The sequence below is a fragment of the Marinospirillum celere genome (genome assembly GCF_900112235.1).
Classification (GTDB): domain Bacteria; phylum Pseudomonadota; class Gammaproteobacteria; order Pseudomonadales; family Halomonadaceae; genus Marinospirillum; species Marinospirillum celere.
In genome coordinates this window covers 282871-302736 of record NZ_FOLH01000004.1, presented here as the reverse complement: position 1 = coordinate 302736, position 19866 = coordinate 282871, and the positions used below count along the sequence as shown (strand labels likewise).

General features: G+C 48.9%; 16 protein-coding genes. 12 read left to right on the top strand and 4 right to left on the bottom strand.

The features are described from left to right. The first annotated feature begins 10 nt into the window (after positions 1–10). The 4 genes from BM185_RS11035 to gmhB are packed head-to-tail and all read left to right on the top strand — an operon-like array spanning position 11 to position 4735. Positions 11–1060, top strand: a complete 1050-nt coding sequence (locus BM185_RS11035; protein ID WP_091963522.1) for a glycosyltransferase family 4 protein — start codon at positions 11–13, stop codon at positions 1058–1060. 53 nt (positions 1061–1113) lie between these two features. After that, positions 1114–2064: a glycine--tRNA ligase subunit alpha gene (gene glyQ, locus BM185_RS11030; RefSeq protein ID WP_091963519.1), complete on the top strand. Its 951-nt coding sequence runs from the start codon at positions 1114–1116 to the stop codon at positions 2062–2064. Continuing rightward, positions 2064–4130 carry a glycine--tRNA ligase subunit beta gene (gene glyS, locus BM185_RS11025; protein ID WP_091963516.1) on the top strand — a complete coding sequence of 689 codons (2067 nt, stop codon included), beginning with the start codon at positions 2064–2066 and terminating at the stop codon, positions 4128–4130. The genes glyQ and glyS overlap by 1 nt, the downstream gene beginning before the upstream one ends. 59 nt (positions 4131–4189) lie before the next feature. Further along, positions 4190–4735: a D-glycero-beta-D-manno-heptose 1,7-bisphosphate 7-phosphatase gene (gene gmhB / locus BM185_RS11020; RefSeq protein ID WP_091963899.1), complete on the top strand. Its 546-nt coding sequence runs from the start codon at positions 4190–4192 to the stop codon at positions 4733–4735. A 69-nt stretch (positions 4736–4804) separates the two neighbouring features. On the opposite strand, the gene gyrB is transcribed toward gmhB, so the two are convergent. The 4 genes from gyrB to dnaA are packed head-to-tail and all read right to left on the bottom strand — an operon-like array spanning position 4805 to position 10994. Beyond that, positions 4805–7222 (bottom strand): DNA topoisomerase (ATP-hydrolyzing) subunit B, encoded by a 2418-nt coding sequence (gyrB, locus tag BM185_RS11015; protein ID WP_091963513.1) that lies wholly within the window; start codon positions 7220–7222, stop codon positions 4805–4807. Positions 7223–7261: 39 nt separating this feature from the next. Next, entirely contained in the window at positions 7262–8356 is a 1095-nt protein-coding gene (gene recF, locus BM185_RS11010; protein WP_091963510.1) for a DNA replication/repair protein RecF, read from the bottom strand. 15 nt (positions 8357–8371) lie between these two features. After that, positions 8372–9484, bottom strand: coding sequence for a DNA polymerase III subunit beta (gene dnaN, locus BM185_RS11005; RefSeq protein ID WP_091963507.1), 1113 nt, complete (start codon positions 9482–9484; stop codon positions 8372–8374). A 13-nt stretch (positions 9485–9497) separates the two neighbouring features. Beyond that, the gene (dnaA, locus tag BM185_RS11000) at positions 9498–10994 is read right to left on the bottom strand and encodes a chromosomal replication initiator protein DnaA (RefSeq protein WP_091963504.1); all 1497 of its coding nucleotides are present in this window, start codon (positions 10992–10994) and stop codon (positions 9498–9500) included. 549 nt (positions 10995–11543) lie between these two features. On the opposite strand from dnaA, the gene rpmH reads away from it, so the two are divergent. The 8 genes from rpmH to BM185_RS10960 all read left to right on the top strand — a co-directional run bounded on the left by rpmH (position 11544) and on the right by BM185_RS10960 (position 19783). After that, positions 11544–11678: a 50S ribosomal protein L34 gene (gene rpmH / locus BM185_RS10995; RefSeq protein WP_091963501.1), complete on the top strand. Its 135-nt coding sequence runs from the start codon at positions 11544–11546 to the stop codon at positions 11676–11678. A 17-nt stretch (positions 11679–11695) separates the two neighbouring features. Continuing rightward, positions 11696–12103 carry a ribonuclease P protein component gene (gene rnpA, locus BM185_RS10990; RefSeq protein WP_091963498.1) on the top strand — a complete coding sequence of 136 codons (408 nt, stop codon included), beginning with the start codon at positions 11696–11698 and terminating at the stop codon, positions 12101–12103. After that, positions 12094–13764, top strand: coding sequence for a membrane protein insertase YidC (yidC, locus tag BM185_RS10985; RefSeq protein WP_091963495.1), 1671 nt, complete (start codon positions 12094–12096; stop codon positions 13762–13764). Before rnpA ends, yidC begins: the two co-directional genes overlap by 10 nt. Positions 13765–13843: 79 nt before the next feature. Beyond that, complete coding sequence (mnmE, locus tag BM185_RS10980; protein WP_091963493.1) at positions 13844–15205, top strand: tRNA uridine-5-carboxymethylaminomethyl(34) synthesis GTPase MnmE; 1362 nt, start codon at positions 13844–13846, stop codon at positions 15203–15205. A 341-nt stretch (positions 15206–15546) separates the two neighbouring features. After that, a complete protein-coding gene (mnmG, locus tag BM185_RS10975; RefSeq protein ID WP_091963490.1) occupies positions 15547–17433 on the top strand; it encodes a tRNA uridine-5-carboxymethylaminomethyl(34) synthesis enzyme MnmG in 1887 nt (628 codons plus the stop codon). Further along, positions 17430–18068 carry a 16S rRNA (guanine(527)-N(7))-methyltransferase RsmG gene (gene rsmG, locus BM185_RS10970; RefSeq protein ID WP_177203536.1) on the top strand — a complete coding sequence of 213 codons (639 nt, stop codon included), beginning with the start codon at positions 17430–17432 and terminating at the stop codon, positions 18066–18068. The genes mnmG and rsmG overlap by 4 nt, the downstream gene beginning before the upstream one ends. A 13-nt stretch (positions 18069–18081) precedes the next feature. Next, entirely contained in the window at positions 18082–18846 is a 765-nt protein-coding gene (locus BM185_RS10965) for a ParA family protein (protein ID WP_091963487.1), read from the top strand. Between the two features lie 28 nt (positions 18847–18874). Beyond that, positions 18875–19783, top strand: a complete 909-nt coding sequence (locus tag BM185_RS10960) for a ParB/RepB/Spo0J family partition protein (protein WP_091963894.1) — start codon at positions 18875–18877, stop codon at positions 19781–19783. Positions 19784–19866 lie beyond the last annotated feature (83 nt).

Below are 19866 nucleotides of genomic sequence, written 5' to 3'. Positions count from 1 at the left end.
TCGCTAAGCCATGCGCCTGATCCAGGTTTGTCTGAATGATGAATATGATGCCCAGACCCAACAGGTTGAACTGCTCATTCATACCCTTGCTGAAAAAAAGATTAAACAGCAGGTGGTTTGCAAAAAGAACTCCGTTCTCCACCATCGGCTCAAGCACCTGCGTAATCTCCATCTGCTGCCTGTTAGCCATCGTTTTTCTGGTCACTACCAGGTTCCCAAAACCGGTTTGATTCATGCCCATGATTTGGCCGCCGCACGCTGGGCCGGCTGGCAGCGCCAACTTAGAGGCAATCCCTGGTTAATGAGCTGGCATTCAGCGGATGCTGAATCCACAGAGCAACTTAATTCACGCCTCCTCAACAAAGCTCTGGCGGTTATCGTGACTTCTTTCCCAGCAGAACTGGCAATGCGTGATAAAGCCTTCTGTCCGGTCAGACGAATCCCTGATGCTGCGATTACCCTGGAAACCAACCCCATGAAAATGACCGAGCTAAGAAGCCATTATCAGGGACGCTTTGTTATTGGCCATTGGGGGCACATAGAACAAAAATTTGGTGGTCAGCTGTTGCTAGTCAAGTGCGCAGAGCGAATGCAGGCTGACTTCCCGAATATGGTTTTTGTGATCCTGGGTGAAGGCCCTGATTACCAGAAATTGAAAAACAAGTATAAAGACCGGGAAAACATCGACTGGGTTGGCGAGCCCAAGCACCCGGGTGATTACTATTCAGTCATGAATTTGTTTATTGACCCTGCCAACCGTGCAGACTCGATGACCGGCCTTTTGCAGGCGATGAGTTTTCACATCCCGGTTATTGCCAGCAAGGTTTCCGGGTTTGCCGAATTCATTAGCCACCGCAGTAACGGCATGCTCTTTAAGAAGGGGGATGTCGCCTCTTTGGAAGAGATGATTAAAGTTCTCTACAACTCCACCCAGTTACGTACACGCCTAACCCGAGATGCCAATCGCGAGCTGAAAGAAGTCAGTGCCGACAAAATTGCCCTCAAGCATCTAGGCGTCTATCAGGCACTCATCAAGAGCCTGAAAGCCAAAAGCGGATAGGGTATACTTCTGCCCATTCGTTGATCATTCATTTAACGCAAGGGCAGCCGATCATGAACTCGTCTACGCCAGACGTCTCCACCTTCCAGGGCCTGATATTAGCCCTGCAGCAGTACTGGGCCGACCAGGGCTGTGTTGTTCTTCAACCTCTGGATATGGAAGTAGGTGCAGGTACCTTCCATCCGGCCACTTTTTTGCGTGCTCTGGGGCCTGAAACCTGGAACTCAGCTTATGTTCAGCCTTCCCGGCGTCCCACTGATGGCCGCTATGGTGAGAATCCCAACCGCCTTCAGCATTATTACCAGTTCCAGGTGGTCATGAAGCCTTCACCTGCTGATATCCAGGAGCGTTACCTGGGCTCTTTGAAAGCTCTGGGCCTGGACCCCCTGGTTCATGATATCCGTTTTGTTGAAGACAACTGGGAGTCACCTACTTTGGGTGCCTGGGGTCTGGGCTGGGAAGTCTGGCTCAATGGGATGGAAGTCACTCAGTTCACCTATTTTCAGCAAGCCGGTGGTATCGAGTGCTACCCGGTTACCGGTGAGATTACCTATGGTCTGGAGCGAATCGCCATGTATCTGCAAGGCGTGGATTCTGTTTACGATCTGATCTGGACACTGAGCCCGACTGGCGAGCCTGTCACCTATGGTGATGTCTGGCTGCAGAATGAAAAAGAGCAAAGTGCCTATAACTTTGAATATGCCGATGTCGAGGCTCTCTTTGGTCAGTTCGATCACTGTGAACGTGAGTGCAACAAACTCCTGGAAGCAGGTTTACCGCTACCGGCTTATGAGCAGGTGCTCAAAGCCTCGCACACCTTCAATCTGCTGGATGCCCGCCACGCCATTTCAGTCACCGAACGCCAGCGCTTTATTCTGCGTGTCAGAACCCTCGCCCGTGAAGTGGCACTTGCTTATTTTAATTCCCGAAAGGCTCTGGGCTTCCCCTTGGCACCGGAACACCTGCGCCAGGAAGTACTGGCTTCAGAAGAGGAGAAAGCCTGATGTCAGCTGCTGATTTACTTTTTGAGTTGGGCTGTGAAGAACTTCCACCCACCCAGCTAGCCAACCTGTCCAAAGCTTTGGAAACCTCGGTCAAAGAAGGTCTGGAAGCAGCCGGCCTGCCGTTCACTGCCATTGAAAGCTTTGCCACCCCCCGCCGTTTGGCATTGATCGTTAAGAACCTAGCCAAACACCAGCCTGATCAAGCTATAGAGCGCAAAGGCCCCGCACTAAAAGCAGCCTACAAGGATGGGGAGCCCACCAAGGCTCTACTTGGCTTTGCCAAATCCTGCGGGGTGGCTATAGACCAACTGGAAACGCTGGAAACCGATAAAGGCAGCTGGCTTATTTATCGCTCCACTCAGCCGGGTCAAGCGACCGCTGCCTTGGTTCCAGATATCTTCAAGCAGGCTATCCACAACCTGCCAGTCCCCAAACGCATGCGCTGGGGTTCATCACGTATTGAATTCTCACGTCCTGTACATTGGCTGGTGCTTTTGCAAGGTGAGGAAGTCATCCCTGCTGAAATCCTGGGTCTGCAGAGTGACCGCTTGACCTATGGCCACCGTTTCCATGCTCCTTCCGCAATAACTCTGGATAAGGCTTCAACTTATCAACCCAGTCTGGCCAAAGGCTATGTTCTGGCTTCCTTTACTGAACGCCGTGAACAGATCCGTGAGCAGGTACTAGCTGAAGCAGCCAGTCGCCGGGCCAAGGCAGTGATTGATGAAGACTTGCTTGATGAAGTAACCGGCTTGGTCGAATGGCCTGTGGCCTTGACCGGTAGTTTTGATGAAGACTTTTTGCAGGTTCCTGATGCCTGTCTGATTTCATCCATGAAATCCCATCAAAAATATTTTCACCTGACCGATGAGCAGGGCCGTCTGCTGCCTTTGTTTATTACCGTCAGCAACATTCAAAGCCAGGACCCTTCAGCGATTATTTTGGGTAACGAGCGGGTTATTCGTCCACGCTTGGCCGATGCTGCCTTCTTTTTTGAAACTGACAAGAAGAGCCGCTTGGCAACGCGCTTTGAAGGTCTTGAGAAGGTGGTCTTTCAAAAACAACTGGGCAGCCTGGCGGACAAGAGCCGCCGTATTGAGCAGCTGGCCTGCGAGATCGCCCAACGCTTAAAGTTTGACACTGATAAAGTGCAACGCGCGGCCAAGCTCTGCAAATGTGACCTGAATACCGAAATGGTTTTGGAGTTTCCTGAACTTCAAGGTCTGATGGGTGAAGCCTATGCCCTGCATGATGGTGAAAACCCTGAAGTTTGCCGCTCCTTGCGTGAACACTATCTGCCCCGCCATGCAGGCGATGCCTTGCCTGAAACTCCAACAGGCATTTGCTTGGCACTTGCTGACCGTCTGGATACGCTGACGGGCATCTTTGGTATCGGCCAAAAACCCAGCGGTGTTAAAGACCCCTTTGCCCTCCGCCGGGCAACCCTGGGGGTATTGAATATTCTGGTCCACAAGCAGTTGGATCTTGACCTTCAAGAATTGATTCATCTAGCCCTGGCCCAGCACTCAGAGCTGCCACAGCGCCAGGAAGCAGAGCAACAGCTTTTGGATTATATGCTGGATCGCTTCCGCGCCTGGTATCAAGGTCAGGGGATAGCAACGGGTATTTTCCTGGCGGTACGTAGCCGTGGTGTTACCCATCCCTATGACTTTGATCGTCGTGTCCAAGCCGTTTCCAGCTTTAGTAAGCTACCCGAAGCCCAAGCTTTGGCAGCAGCTAACAAAAGGGTCAGTAACCTGTTAAGCAAGCTGGATCAGCCCGTCAGCTCAGAAATCAACAAAGCCCTTTTATCCGAGGCTGCTGAAGTTCGCCTGGCCGAACAGCTAGCCATTAAGGATATTGATGTTGCTCCCTATTATGCAAAGGGTGACTACCAGGCTGCCTTGAATAAACTTGCTGAACTGCGTGAGCCAGTCGATGCTTTCTTTGATCAGGTGATGGTAATGGCCGAAGACCCTGAGATTAGAAACAACCGTCTGGCTTTACTGGCTAGTTTGCAGGCCCTTTTCATGCATACTGCCGATATTGCCCAGCTTCAGCACTAGGTTTAAAGGGAGCCCAAGGGCTCCCTTTTTTGTATGAACCACTGACTTCTCTAATTTTAATGAACAAAATTCTTATCCTTGACCGAGATGGTGTCATCAATCAGGACTCAGATGCCTTCGTAAAGAATGCCGATGAGTTTATTTTCATCCCTGGATCTGTCGATGCCTTGGTGCGCCTCTACAAGGCCGGCTGGATTCTTGCCATAGCAACCAACCAATCAGGGCTGGCCAGAGGTCACTTTCAGCAGGAAGACCTGGATGCCATGCACAGTAAGCTCCTGGCTGCAGTTCATGCCCAGGGAGCGGATATTCACCATATCGCCTGGTGTCCACATGGCCCTGAAAACACCTGTCAGTGCCGTAAACCCAAACCTGGCCTCCTCTACCAGATAGCTCTAGCGCTGAATATCGACCTTGAAAAAGCAATCATGGTGGGTGATGCACTGCGTGATCTTCAGGCTGGCAAGGCAGCTGGCTGCTATCGAAGTGTGCTGGTACGTACCGGTAAGGGACAGAAAACGCTGGACAGGGGTGAGCAGGTAGAAGGGATGGAAATCGTTGATGATCTGGCCAGTCTTGCTGATCAATTATTGGCCGGCCAGTAATTTCGATTTTGCCTTGAAGCTGCCTGCCCTTCATTTAGGAGCAGGCAGCCTAGCAACACCTAAACAGGTTTAGACGTCGAGGTTGGCCACTGAAAGAGCATTGGTCTCAATAAAGTTGCGTCTGGGCTCCACCTCATCACCCATCAGGGTATTGAACATCTGATCAGCACCCACCGCATCCTCAATAGACACTCTCAGCATGCGACGAGTATCCGGGTTCATCGTGGTTTCCCAAAGTTGATCTGGATTCATTTCACCCAAACCCTTATAACGTTGAACGCTGATACCCCGCTTGGCTTCACCCATCAGCCAGTTAAGGGCATCAAGGAAGCGCTTCACCGGCTTTTTCTTCTCGCCACGGGCGACATAGGCCCCTTCCTCCAAAAGACCGTCCAGCTGCTCACCCAGGCTTCTCAACGCCCGGTAATCGCCAGACTTGAAGAAATCCATGCCAAACACGTATTCAGTAGGGACGCCATGGGCAACAACTTCAGCTGCTGGCAGGTAAAGCCCCCGCTCACTATCCACTTCGATACGCATACGTACCTGAGTGGTGTCACTGGCGGCAATAACGACCTTCGCTTCTAGCTCTTTGATCCAATCTTTAACTTTATTTTCGTCAGCCAGGTCTTCAGTAAGCAAGCTGGGCGCATCAATCATCTGCTCCAGCACAAATTCAGGGTAGATTTGTGACAAGCGTTCTATTCGGCGAATTGCATCACGATAGTCTTCAACCAGTTTCTGCAAACCCTCGCCCGAAAGTGCAGGGGCTTCAGGGTTCACATAGAGGGCTGCACCTTCCAAAGCCGACTGGGTCAAGTGATCTTCCAGGGCAGCCTCATCTTTTAGATACTGCTCCTGCTTACCACGCTTAATTTTATAAAGAGGTGGCTGGGCAATAAATACATGCCCTCTTTCAATCAATTCCATCATCTGACGGAAGAAGAAAGTCAGCAGCAGGGTCCGGATATGTGAACCATCCACATCGGCATCGGTCATGATAATGATTGAGTGATAGCGCAGCTTATCCGGATTAAATTCTTCACGGCCTATTCCACAACCAAGTGCGGTAATCAGGGTGCCTACTTCAGCAGAGGACAGCATCTTGTCAAAGCGGGCTTTCTCAACATTCAGGATTTTCCCCTTGAGAGGAAGTATGGCCTGCGTCTTACGGTCCCGGCCCTGTTTGGCTGAACCTCCGGCAGAATCACCCTCCACCAGATAGATTTCAGAAAGCGCCGGATCCTTTTCCTGACAGTCCGCCAACTTGCCTGGCAGACCAGCGATATCCAAGGCACCCTTACGGCGGGTCATATCTCTGGCTTTACGTGCTGCTTCACGAGCGCGGGCCGCATCAATCATTTTATTGACGATTGATTTGGCTTCCTGTGGAAATTCTTGCAGATACTCACTGAATAGGCGCGCCATTTCCTGTTCTACAGCCGTTTTTACTTCTGAAGAAACCAGCTTGTCTTTGGTTTGTGAAGAGAACTTGGGATCAGGCACCTTAACTGAAATGATTGCGGTAAGCCCTTCGCGAGCGTCATCACCTGTAGTGGATACCTTCGCTTTTTTCGCCAGGCCTTCCTGCTCAATATACTGATTCAACGAACGGGTTAAAGCAGCACGGAAACCAGCCAGGTGGGTCCCGCCATCCCTTTGGGGAATATTATTGGTGTAGCAGAAGATATTTTCTGAAAAGCCATCATTCCACTGCATCGCAACTTCAACGCCAACACCATCTTCACGCTGGGTGGTGAAGTAAAAGGTTTTCCCCAGGGTGGTCTTGTTGGTATTCAAGTGATCCACAAAGGCTTTGAGTCCACCCTCATAGTGAAAGACTTCTTCCCTGGCATTACGCTCATCCAGTAGGACTATACGAACCCCTGAATTCAGGAAGGAAAGCTCACGCAGTCGCTTGGCAAGGATATCAAAGTGGAACTCAATATTATTGAAGGTTTCACTGGAGGGTTTGAATCTGACCAAAGTACCGCTTTTGTCAGTTTTGCCGACTACAGCCAGAGGTTTTTCAGGTACACCATGGTGATAGACCTGTTCATGAATCTGGCCTTTGCGCCAAACGGTCAGGGTTAACTCTTCAGACAGGGCATTAACAACGGAAACCCCAACACCGTGAAGGCCACCTGATACCTTGTAGGTATTGTCATCAAATTTACCGCCAGCATGCAAAACTGTCATGATGACTTCTGCGGCAGAAACCCCTTCTTCTTCGTGAATATCAACAGGTACGCCACGACCATCATCGGTAACGCTTACGGATTCGTCAGGGTGGATAATGACTTTTATCTCATTACAGTAACCAGCCAAGGCTTCATCTATTGAATTATCAACCAGCTCAAACACCATGTGGTGTAAACCGGTTCCATCATCCGTGTCCCCTATATACATACCTGGACGTTTACGAACGGCATCCAGCCCCTTAAGGACCTTGATGCTGGATGAATTATAGGAATTACTCTCACTCATTACCTACTCCCCATTCAAGCCTGGGCTGCTATTCAAGCCTCAGGACAGCGGACGGATTTGCCCTTGTTCCACGTGAAACCAAAGATTCTGTTCAGGTTCCTTCCAATCAACTTTTAAAGCTGCTTCATCAACACTGGTAATAAAAACTTGGCTTGCCTGCTCTTCCAAAACCTTACAAAAAACTTGGCGATGTTCTTCATCCAACTCAGCTGGCAAGTCATCAATAAGATAAATACAGCGCTTGCCAGTTTTCTTTGCCAAAAGCTCACCTTGAGCCAATTTTAAAGCCGACACGACTAGCTTTTGCTGGCCGCGCGACAAAACTTCTATAGCAGCTCTTCCTTCAATTGTTACTCTCAAGTCAGCCCTTTGGGGTCCTGACTGAGTAAAGCCCTGGTCCAAATCTTTTTCTCGCCCTGCCCGAAGGTTATCCAGGAGAGGCAGGTTCTTATCCCAGCCTCTTTGAAAGCTCAAACGGAAATCCTGGATATCGGATAGCCTGGCCAGCAAATGAGCAAAGATCGGTCTTAATTCCTCTAGATAGCCTTCCCGGTAGGTCGTGACCTCTTCTCCGTAGAGAGCGATTTCCTTTTCCCAGAGCTGTAACTGCAAAGGATCCATTCTACCACGCCTGAGCAGGCTATTGCGCTGTTTCAGAGCCCTTTGGAAGCGTTGCCACACAAAGATAAAAGAAGGTTCCACGTGGAACACGCCCCAATCGATAAATTGCCTGCGGTCCTTGGGTCCACCTTCCAACAAACGGAAGGCATCTGGATTGATTAATTGCACAGGCAATTGGGCTGTTAGCTCAGCAATACTGCCGGGGCGCTGCCCTCTCAACAGAATTTCAGTTTCATCACTGAATTCCTGACGTTGAACTCCCAAAGGGTAAACCTGGCCTTCTGTATCCACAAAGTTTGCAAATACGGTAAAACTGGATGTGCTGTGGTTGATCAGGTTTTTGAGTTTCTTACTTCGAAAGGAGCGCACCAGACTCAACAGATAAATAGCTTCCAGCAGCGAAGTTTTGCCACTACCGTTTTTGCCGATCAGAAAGTTAAGTCCGGGCGTTGGGTGAAAATCCACATCCTGAAGATTACGAAAGTTCTTCAGTCTTAGCCGCTGAATACTCATGTCCTACGCAGCAGTTTAAAGACGCATAGGCATAACAACATAGAGTGCTTTACCGCCACCGGCAGCCTGGATCAGTGCGCTGGATGCCGGATCGGAAAGAGCAATTTGTACCTGCTCAACTTCTTCACCGATGTTATCCATCACATCAATCAAATAGCCAACATTGAAACCTATTTCCAGGCTTTCACCCTGGTAGTTCACTTCCATGGACTCTTCAGCTTGTTCCTGCTCAGGATTATTGGCGGTGACACTCAGGTTGCCCTGGCTAAGATTCAAACGTATCCCCTGGAATTTTTCATTGGCCAGAATAGAGATACGAGACAGCATCTGCCTTAGTTCCAGACGATCACAAACAACCAGCTTGTCACCATTGCGTGGAATAACCCGCTCATAGTCCGGATAGCGACCTTCAATTTGTTTGGAGACAAAGGTTGAATGGCCGGTGTTGACTTGAAAATGCTGTTCACCAAAAATCAGACTAACCGGCTCTTCAATATTATCCAGCAGCTTGGCCAGTTCATGCACAGCCTTGGCAGGTACGATCATATTAACCTCCTGCTCAGGCTGACTTTCCTGAAGCACTGTATCCGCCAGGGATAAACGGTGACCATCGGTGGCAACACTACGCAGGCGACCCTGCTGGAGCTCAAAGTACATACCATTCAGGTAATAGCGCACATCCTGACGCGCCATGGCAAATTCATTACGTTGAATGACATTGAGCAGTTCGCGCTGGGGCAGACTCACCTGCTGAACAATTTGACTGAGCTGAATACCAGGAAACTCAGAAGAAGGTAGAGTGGCCAGAACAAAGCGGCTACGTCCGGATTTAACCACGGCCCGATTATCAGCCAGTTCAAAATCAATCACTGACCCTTCACTCAAGGATTTACAGATATCCGATAATTTTTTTGCCGGAACCGTAATACTGCCCGGGGAGATCAAATGTTCCAGTTGGACACGCCAAATCAGTTCCACTTCCAAATCTGAGCCAGTCAAGGTCAGGCCCTGTTCATCTGCATCAATACGTAAATGGGAAAGAATCGGCAGAGTATGGCGTCTGGCAACCACACCAGAAAGAATGGACAGAGGACGCAAGAGGGTTTCACGGGCTACGGTAAACTTCATGTTCTCAACCTTTTTAACTGGTCAACAGACGGAGCAGGTTTTTCCAATCCTCACGGATATCCGGACTTTCATCCTGGAGCGACTGAATCTTGCGGCAGGCATGAAGCACTGTCGTATGATCCCGACCACCAAAAGCATCACCGATTTCGGGTAAGGAATGATTGGTTAATTCTTTTGCTAGAGCCATGGCCATTTGTCGCGGTCTGGCGATGGAGCGATTACGCCTTTTCGAATGCAAGTCAGCAATTTTGATTTTGTAGTATTCAGCAACCGTACGCTGAATATTATCCACACCCACTTGCTTATCCTGAACGGCAAAAAGATCCTTAAGGGATTCACGAACTAGCTCAACACTAATCGGCTGGCCTTTAAAACGTGAGTCAGCAATAACCCGATTCAAGGCACCTTCAAGATCACGAACATGAGAGCGTATTTTTTGGGCAATAAAAAAAGCTACTTCCTGGGGAAGCTCCACTCGGGCAATTTCTGCTTTTTTCATCAAAATAGCTACCCTCAGCTCTAGCTCAGGAGGCTCGATAGCCACGGTCAAACCCCAGCCAAAACGGCTTTTTAAACGCTCTTCAACACCTATCTCTTTAGGATAGCGATCAGAAGTCAGGATAATTTGTTGTCCACCTTCTAACAGGGAGTTAAAGGTGTGGAAAAACTCTTCCTGGGAGCGATCCTTACCTACAAAGAACTGAATATCATCAATTAGCAGCGCATCCAGATTCCGATAATAACGCTTGAATTCATTGATAGCATTAAGCTGAAGGGCCTTGACCATATCCTGCACAAAGCGTTCTGAATTTAAATAGACCACCTTGGCATTGGGATTATGACGAAGAATCTGGTGACCCACTGCATGCATCAAGTGGGTTTTACCCAGGCCAACACCTCCATAGATAAACAACGGATTGTAAGCACCACCTGGATTCTCAGCCACCTGAAAAGAAGCCGCTTTGGCCAACTGGTTCGACTTACCTTCAACCAGAGTTTCAAAGGTATGCAAAGGGTTCAGTGTGGACGGGTGTTTAATGGCACCTTCAACCTGTACTTTGGATCTGGGTGCTTTTTTTGGACCTGAAGTATAAGTGCTAGGCACAGGTGGAGAAACAGCTTCAGTAGCTACCACTTCTTCACCGATTTCATCAGAAAGGTCACTAAGCGTCGATTGGTAATCCACAGGGGCACTAAAAGAGGTCGACTCAGGTTGACTTGGCTGCTGTACCGGAGCAGCACGATTGGTTAGCTGAACTGGCTTGCGACTGCCCACTTCCAAAAGCACGTCCGGCACCTGACCTGAGGACTCTTCTTCAACTAGCTTCTGGATACGGTCCAAATATTTATCAGATACCCATTGCAGCACAAAGCGGTTGGGCGCAAAAAGATGCAGCTTGCGACCATGAATTTCTGCCTGCAAAGGTTTGATCCAGGTTGCAAACTGCTGAGCAGGAATTTCATCTTCCAGGGCTGCTGCGCACTGTAACCACAACTCATCTACTGACACGGGTTCACTCCTGATTTGAATCCAGCCATTCTACCTTTTTAGCCCTGACTTATCCACAGCAGACAAGGCTTAGAGGCCTCCCAAAAAAGTAACCTGAACCGATAAAAGTGACTCAAAATAACCAAAAGTTATTTTTTGAGCCTGTGGATAGCCGGGGCAAGAAACCCAGTAAAACACCTGTACAGACTGAAGATTTCTTGGCCTTGTGGACAAGCTAGCATTTTATGCACAGGGTAAGCGCTGCTTACACCCTGCTTGATCCCTGGTAGCCAACCCTGTTATCCATTAACTAATCCTTTAATTTATATGAAAAATATTTGCTTATCCACAGAAATTATCCCGACTAAAAATAACAACAGTAGTCATTCTTTTAAAGATTTATCTATAGTTTCTGTTGTGGTGGAGAATTCTAGAAAAAGTGAGAGAAAAATTGCGCTCTAGCAAAGAATTCTCTAAAATCCCCGCTCTTGATATCAGTAAAGATTCTCTAGGGGTATTCTGCCCGCGGGGATCCTTTAATCCATCTTCACCCTGTGGAAAGCAAAAACCATGAAACGTACATTCCAACCCAGTGTTCTTAAACGTAAGCGTAATCACGGCTTCCGTGCTCGCATGGCAACCAAAAACGGTCGTGCTGTACTGGCTCGCCGTCGTGCTAAAGGTCGTAAGCGCATCAGCGCCTAAGAGGCCCAGGATCGCTGATGACCTCTTATGGATTTCCCCGGAATTTGAGACTACTCAATGCCGGGGATTTCCGTCATGTGTTTGAGCATTCTGTATGCAAAGCCTATTGCCCAGGATTTTTACTTTTGGCAGCACCAGGACGCCAAGAAACGACACGCCTAGGTTTTGTCATCGGTAAAAAACACGTCAAACTGGCAGTCAGGCGCAACCGATTCAAACGCATTTTTCGAGAATCCTTCCGCCTGAATCAGCACCAGCTTCCTGCTGTGGATATCCTGGTCCTGGCAATCAAAGGAGCCAGCCAGACTTCACCCGAAGATGTTCAGCGACATCTGGATAAAAGCTGGCAACAACTTAATAGACGTTTAAGCCAAATGTCTGTCAACCTTCCAGAAAATAAAGCGGCAGTGACCCCATGGACGTAAAACGCATTGTGCTCTTTTCTTCCCTGGCGATAGTCGCCTATCTGCTGATTATTCAGTGGAACGAAGACTACTCCCAACAAGAAGAAATCGTTCAGGCACCTGAGTTACACCAACAAGCAACCCTTCCATCTTCTGCAGCAGAAGATGATGAGGATGCAACCTTAGAGCTTAGTGACCGCAGTGCTCCTGAGTTAGAAACCACCCCTGCACCTTCAGCCAGTGAAGAAATTTCCGGCCTGGTTCGGGTAACCACAGATACTCTGGATGTGCGTATTAACCCCAGAGGTGGTGATCTCGTTTATGCAGCTCTGTTGCAACATAAAACCCGTGTTGACTCAGATAATCCTTTCGTACTGCTTCAAGATAATGCACAGCGTCACTACATTGTTCAAAGTGATGTGACAGGTCTGGGTAATGAGCGCCGTATTCAGCTACAACCGGAACAGCGTGAATACGATCTGCCAGAAAACGAAGAACGTCTTGAAGTGAGAATGCATGGGCAGGTCGAGGGTATCGATCTGGTCAAGGTCTTTACCTTCCATCGTGGTAAACACCATGTCGAAGTTAGCTATGAGCTGGCCAACCGGTCAGAAGAAACTTTTAGCCCCAGCTTTATTGGTCTGATTAAAAGAGATAATTCTCCAGACCCCAGCCAGGGCGAGTTTCTGGGTATGAGTGCTTATCTGGGTGCTGCTTTTTCTACTGATGAAAATCGTTATGAGAAAATCAGTTTTCGGGATATCACCCGATCTGGATTTCAGGAACACTCTGAGGGTGGATGGGCAGCCATGCTCCAGCATTACTTTATCAGTGCCTGGATTCCACCCCAGCATGAAACTAGTTTTTTCAGTACCCGTACCGATAGAGCCGGTAATAATATCATTGGCTTTAGAGGTATGGAGCAGCGCCTGGAACCTGGCCAAGAACTGACCTTAGCAGCCAATCTCTTTATAGGCCCTAAGTACCAGAGTGAAATGGGAGAACTGGCACCCAATCTGGAATTAACCGTTGATTACGGTTGGCTCTGGTTTATTGCCCAGCCACTTTTCTGGCTGTTGGATTGGTTTTACGGTTTTGTAGCCAACTGGGGTGTTGCCATTATTCTGGTAACCATAGTCATCAAACTCCTCTTCTATAAGCTTTCTGCGACGGCCTACCGTTCGATGGCCAACATGCGCCGGGTTGCACCTAAGATGGCGCAGATCAAAGAAGAGTGTGGTGATGACCGACAAAAACTATCCCAACGGATGATGGAACTCTACAAAAAAGAGAAAATCAATCCCATGGGTGGCTGTCTACCCATTCTGGTACAGATGCCAGTATTTATTGCTCTTTACTGGATGTTGTTGGAATCCGTTGAACTGCGCCATGCGCCCTTCATGCTGTGGATAAATGATCTTTCTATGAAAGATCCTTACTTTATCCTGCCTATCCTGATGGGTATCAGTATGTTCTTGCAGCAAAAACTGAACCCAACACCACCAGACCCCATGCAGGCTAAGATTATGAAGATGCTGCCGATCATCTTCACCTTCTTCTTCCTGTGGTTCCCTGCAGGTTTGGTTCTTTACTGGCTGGTTAACAACCTGCTTTCAATCCTGCAACAGTGGTACATTACCCGCAAGATTGAAAATGAAGAAAAGGCTAAAGAAGCGACCTAAAGTTAAATTAGCCGTTTCACTTGCAGTTAGACCTAACCCCCTCTTATGAGGGGGTTTTTCTATTCAGGAGAAGAAACTCATGTCTACAGAAGATACCATAGTCGCCTTGGCTACAGCCCCTGGACGCGGTGGTGTGGGTATAGTACGAGTTTCCGGGCCCCTGTGCCTAAGCCTTGCCGAAAACTTTCTAAAACGTAAGCCCCGCCCACGTTATGCCCATTTTGGCCCCTTCTATGGCCAGGATGACCAGGTTCTTGATGAAGGTATAGCCATCTATTTTCCTGGTCCGCATTCCTTTACAGGGGAAGACGTCCTTGAATTTCAAGGCCATGGTGGACCGGTACTTTTGGATATTCTAGTTGAAAACCTCTTGGCTGCTGGGGTGCGCCTTGCAGAACCGGGTGAATTTTCGCAGCGTGCCTACTTGAATGACAAGCTGGATCTGGTCCAGGCAGAAGCCATTGCAGATTTGATAGAGGCTTCTTCCCGGCAGGCAGCAGCCAATGCTTTAAAGTCCTTACAAGGAGCTTTTTCACAGGAAGTACATCAGCTGGTTGATCAATTAATTCACCTGCGTATGTATGTTGAAGCTGCGATTGACTTCCCTGAAGAAGAAATCGACTTTATCACCGATGGCCATGTCAGCGGACAACTGGAAGGTCTATTACAAAGGCTAGAGCAGATAAGCCAGCAGGCCCAACAAGGCTGTTTACTTCGTGAGGGGATGAATGTGGTCCTTGCAGGTCGGCCCAACGCCGGAAAATCCAGCCTGATGAATGCCCTAGCCGGCCAGGAAAGAGCCCTGGTGACAGATATTGCCGGCACTACACGAGATGTCTTAAGAGAGCAGATACACCTGGATGGAATGCCTTTACACATCATAGATACAGCGGGTTTAAGAGAGACTGAAGATCTGGTTGAACAACTGGGTGTGGAAAGAGCCTGGCAAGAAATCGAGAAAGCAGATCGAATTTTACTTTTGGTTGATTCCCAGCAGGAAACCAGTCTTGACCCCCAGGAAATTTGGCCTGAATTTGTAGCCCGCCTTCCCCATCCTGAAAGACTAACCCTGGTCAGGAACAAGATCGACCTGAGTGGTGAAGAAGCGACTCATGACTTATCAACATCCCCTCCGGTTATTCGTATAGCTGCTAAACAGCAATGGGGTGTGGATAAGTTAAAGGAGCATTTGAAAAGTGTGATGGGTTATCAAGCGACTACTGAAGGCGGCTTTTCTGCCCGACGCCGCCATCTAGATGCGCTGCGCCGTGCTGAAGCTTTGCTTGTTCAGGGAAAAAATCAGTTGGAAGCCAGGGGTGCCGGTGAGCTTTTGGCTGAAGATTTGCGCTTGTGTCAGGAAGCCTTGGGTGAAATTACCGGGGAATTCTCTGCGGATGATCTGCTAGGTAAGATCTTTGGTGAATTTTGCATTGGTAAGTGAGCCAACCCTGTTAATAAGCCTAGTGATGAGTCCAAGATAACAAGGGCATAAAGCTGTTGGCAATTTAGGCCTGTGGGTAGTTTATTGCTTTACCCACAGGGGTTCAGCAGCTTGTAAAGCCTTCTTACCCTGCCTTTACACCTAGTTGTTAAACGCTGAAAACTCCTAAAATCATGGCTTAGAGGTATTTATCCACAGAAATTGTCCACACTAGTAATAACAATAATAAAAGAAGTTCTATTAACCTATTAGTTGTTATTGTTGATGGGGAAAGCTGTGTTAGCCAGCTATACAGGTTATACTTGTGTGTTTCCTCCTTCTGGCTCTTTTGAGGTGTAACTGTGGACTATCCAACCCGCTTTGATGTGTTAGTAATTGGCGGTGGCCACGCGGGAACGGAAGCCGCACTGGCTGCTGCGCGTATGGGTTGTCAGACCCTTTTGCTGACCCACAACATAGAAACCTTGGGACAAATGTCCTGTAACCCAGCCATTGGCGGGATCGGTAAAAGTCATTTGGTCCGTGAAGTTGATGCTTTAGGCGGTGCCATGGCTAAGGCGACCGACCTTGGAGGCATTCAGTTCCGCGTTCTTAATTCCCGTAAAGGGCCAGCAGTCAGAGCAACACGCGCTCAAGCTGATCGAGTACTCTACAAGGCAGCAATACGCGAACTTCTTGAGAACCAGCCTAACCTGCAGATTTTCCAGCAAGCTGCTGATGATCTCTTGGTGACTGGTGATGAGGTGACTGGCGTGGTGACTCAATCAGGTATCCGCTTTCATGCCACCAGTGTCGTGTTGACCACAGGTACTTTCCTCGGTGGCCAGATCCATATCGGCATGCAAAGCTATTCCGGTGGGCGTGCCGGTGATCCTCCCGCACAGAGCTTGGCTAGCCGCTTGCGTGAGCTGCAATTGCCAGTAGGTCGGCTGAAAACAGGCACTCCACCACGGATCGATGCACGGAGTATCGATTTGTCAGTGATGGAAGCCCAGCCGGGTGATACCCCACTACCCGTGATGTCCTTTTTGGGGCGCGCAGAGCAGCATCCCGAGCAAGTTAGTTGTTATATCACCTACACCAATGACCGCACCCATGAAATCATTCGCAATAATTTGGATCGTTCGCCGATGTATTCAGGGGTCATTGAAGGGATAGGGCCACGCTACTGCCCCTCAATTGAAGATAAAATTCATCGTTTTGCAGATAAAAACAGCCATCAGGTGTTTGTTGAGCCTGAAGGCTTGAATACGCACGAAATTTACCCCAATGGTATTTCAACCTCCCTGCCTTTTGATGTTCAGCTGGAACTGGTCCGCTCGATTAAGGGCATGGAAAAAGCGCATATTACCCGTCCTGGCTATGCCATTGAATATGATTATTTTAATCCACAGGGGCTGTATCCCAGCCTGGAAACTAAAGTTATCAACAACCTCTTCTTTGCTGGCCAAATTAATGGTACCACCGGTTATGAAGAGGCTGCTGCTCAGGGGCTCCTGGCCGGGACCAATGCTGCCTTGCGTTGTCAGGAAAAAGACAGCTGGTGCCCGCGCCGGGATGAAGCCTATCTGGGTGTTCTGGTTGATGATTTGATCACCCTGGGGACTTCGGAGCCCTACCGCATGTTTACTTCGCGTGCGGAATACCGGTTATTGCTGCGGGAAGATAATGCCGATCTGCGTTTGACCGAAAAAGGGCGGGAATTGGGTTTGGTCGATGATGAGCGTTGGCAGCATTTTTGTGCCAAGCGTGAAGCCATCGAACTTGAAAAACAACGTCTTAAGGACACCTGGATCCATCCGGGTACTCCGGCCAGTGAACAGCTTAGTGCCAGCCTCAGCCAGCCTTTAACGCGTGAAGCAGCGCTTTTGGATTTGCTCAAGCGCCCTGAGTTGGATTATGACGACCTCGCTTCCTTGGCTCCAGGCGATTTGCCTGAAGATCAGCAGGTCCGTGAGCAGGTGCAGATTCAGGTCAAATATGCTGGTTATATCGATCGCCAAGCCGGTGAAATTGAAAAGCTTCGTAAGCAGGAGGCGGTGCCCTTGCCTGAACACCTGGACTATACGAAGGTTGATGGGCTTTCCAATGAAATTATCAACAAGCTCAGCCATATTCAGCCAACAACTCTGGGCCAGGCTCGACGAATTCCCGGGGTAACTCCAGCAGCCATTTCCATGCTGATGATACATCTCAAAAAACGTGAAAAGGTGGCGCGGCAGGCATGATGGTGAATCAAAAGCTGGTTAACCTGTTGGAACAAGGGTTAAAGCAACTTGAGCGAGATGTTAGTGAGCGGCAAGAGCGCCAATTGTTGGATTACCTGCTGCTGCTCGATAAATGGAATCAGGCCTATAACCTGACGGCAATTCGTGATCCGGCAGAAATGGTCAGCCGTCATCTGCTGGACAGTCTTAGCCTGCTGCCTTATGTTAGCCAGGGTGAACTTTTGGATATAGGTTCAGGTGCTGGCCTTCCAGGTATTCCTCTGGCTATCCTGCGCCCTGATTTGGACGTTCACTCGCTGGATTCCAATGGCAAGAAAACCCGCTTTCAGTTTCAAGTCAAAACAGCACTGGGATTAAGCAATTTCTCAGTACACCAAGCTAGGGTTGAAAATTTTCAACCGACTACAAGAAGCCAACAGTTGGTCAGTCGGGCTTTTGCTAGTCTGAGAGACTTTCTGTCTTGGACTCAACATCTAGCGACCCAGGATGCACGTTGGTTGGCTATGAAAGGTCAGTATCCAAGTGAAGAATTAGAAGATTTACCAGCCGGCTTTGAACTGACTGCCAGTCATAAGCTGGAGGTACCCGGACAGGAAGGGCAGCGTCACCTACTAATATTGCAAAGACAACTATGAAAAGGATAGGGCTGTGACCAAGATTTATGCAGTGACCAACCAAAAAGGTGGGGTCGGAAAAACAACGACTTGTGTTAATCTTGCGGCTTCACTGGTAGCCACCAAGCGCAAGGTTTTGCTGGTTGATATGGACCCCCAAGGTCATGCAACTCTAGGTAGTGGTCTCAGCAAAAAAGACCTTCAGCTATCCATTTATGATGTTCTGATGGGTGACACAGGAATAGCTGAAGCCCGTTTAAAAACAGATCCTGGTGGCTATGATATTTTACCGGCCAATGTAGATCTTGCCGGGGCTGAAGTTAACCTGATAGACCAACCCAGGCGGGAAAGAAAACTGGCTGAAGCCTTGGAAGTAGTTAAAAAGGACTATGACTTTATACTCATCGACTGCCCGCCTTCACTGAACCTTTTGACCATCAATGCCCTAACTGCTGCCCGCGGCGTGCTGGTGCCAGTACAATGTGAATACTATGCACTTGAAGGTCTGACCTCGCTTCTGGAAACTCTGGAAAGAGTAGCTGGGTCGGTTAACCCAGGACTAGAAGTGACCGGTATCCTGAGAACCATGTACGATCCTCGGAATAGTTTGACCAGAGATGTCTCCACACAACTAACCGATTATTTTGGTCAGCAGGTGCTGGGTACAGTGATTCCCAGAAATGTGCGTCTGGCTGAAGCGCCCAGTTATGGTATGCCAGTGATTAGCTATGATGCCAAGTCCAAGGGCAGTCTTGCCTATTTGGCCTTGGCTGGTGAAATACTCCGCCGCTCGTCTTAAGCCCATGGATAATTCAATTAAAGAAACTATGAGTCCTGCAAAAAAAAGAGGTTTGGGAAGAGGCTTGGATGCTTTGCTGGGAGCAGCAAACCCAGAACCAGCAGCCCTAGATAACACTCCAAAAAGTCCTTCCAAATCAGTTGCTGAAGAGCCTTCTTCCACAGGCGAATTAAAAAAACTGCCGATTGAAAAGCTGCGCCCTGGGCGTTATCAGCCCAGACGTGATATGCAGCCTGAAGCCCTTGAAGACTTGGCTGCCTCGATTCGTCAACAAGGCATCATGCAACCTGTTGTGGTGCGCCCCTTAATAGCCGGTGAATATGAAATCATTGCTGGTGAAAGACGCTGGAGAGCCGCTCAAATCGCTGGTTTGGAGTTTATTCCAGCGTTGATTCGTGATGTGGAAGACCGGGATGTTGTTGCCCTGGCACTGATTGAGAACCTTCAACGTGAAGACCTAAATCCGCTCGAAGAAGCCCTGGCGCTGCAGCGTTTACAAAAAGAATTTGAACTGACCCAACAAGAAGTTGCTGATGCGGTTGGTAAATCACGCAGCTCAATTACCAATCTTTTGCGACTGCTAAATCTTCATAAAGATGTAAGACGTCTCCTGGAACATGGTGATTTGGAAATGGGTCATGCCCGGGCCCTGCTGAGTCTGGACGAGAAACGCCAACTGGAAGCGGCCCGTCAAGTGGTGGCCAAAGGCATGTCGGTAAGGCAAACAGAAGCGTTGGTCAGAAAGCTCGTGGAAAGCCACGAGGCTAAAGAGCCAGCACGAGCAAAAGATCCGGATATCAGTCGCCTGGAAGAACAATTACAGGCCAGTCTGGGTGCTGTGGTGAAAATCCAGCATTCCAATAAAGGTAAGGGTAAATTGGAAATTCGCTACTCCAGCCTGGCTGAATTGGATGGCATTTTGAGGCACATCAAATAGTACCTTGGTCTTAAGAACCCATTAGTCACCCGGGTTCTTCTTGAAGCCAAGCGGCTTAGTCTCTATAATCCGGTGGCTTTTTA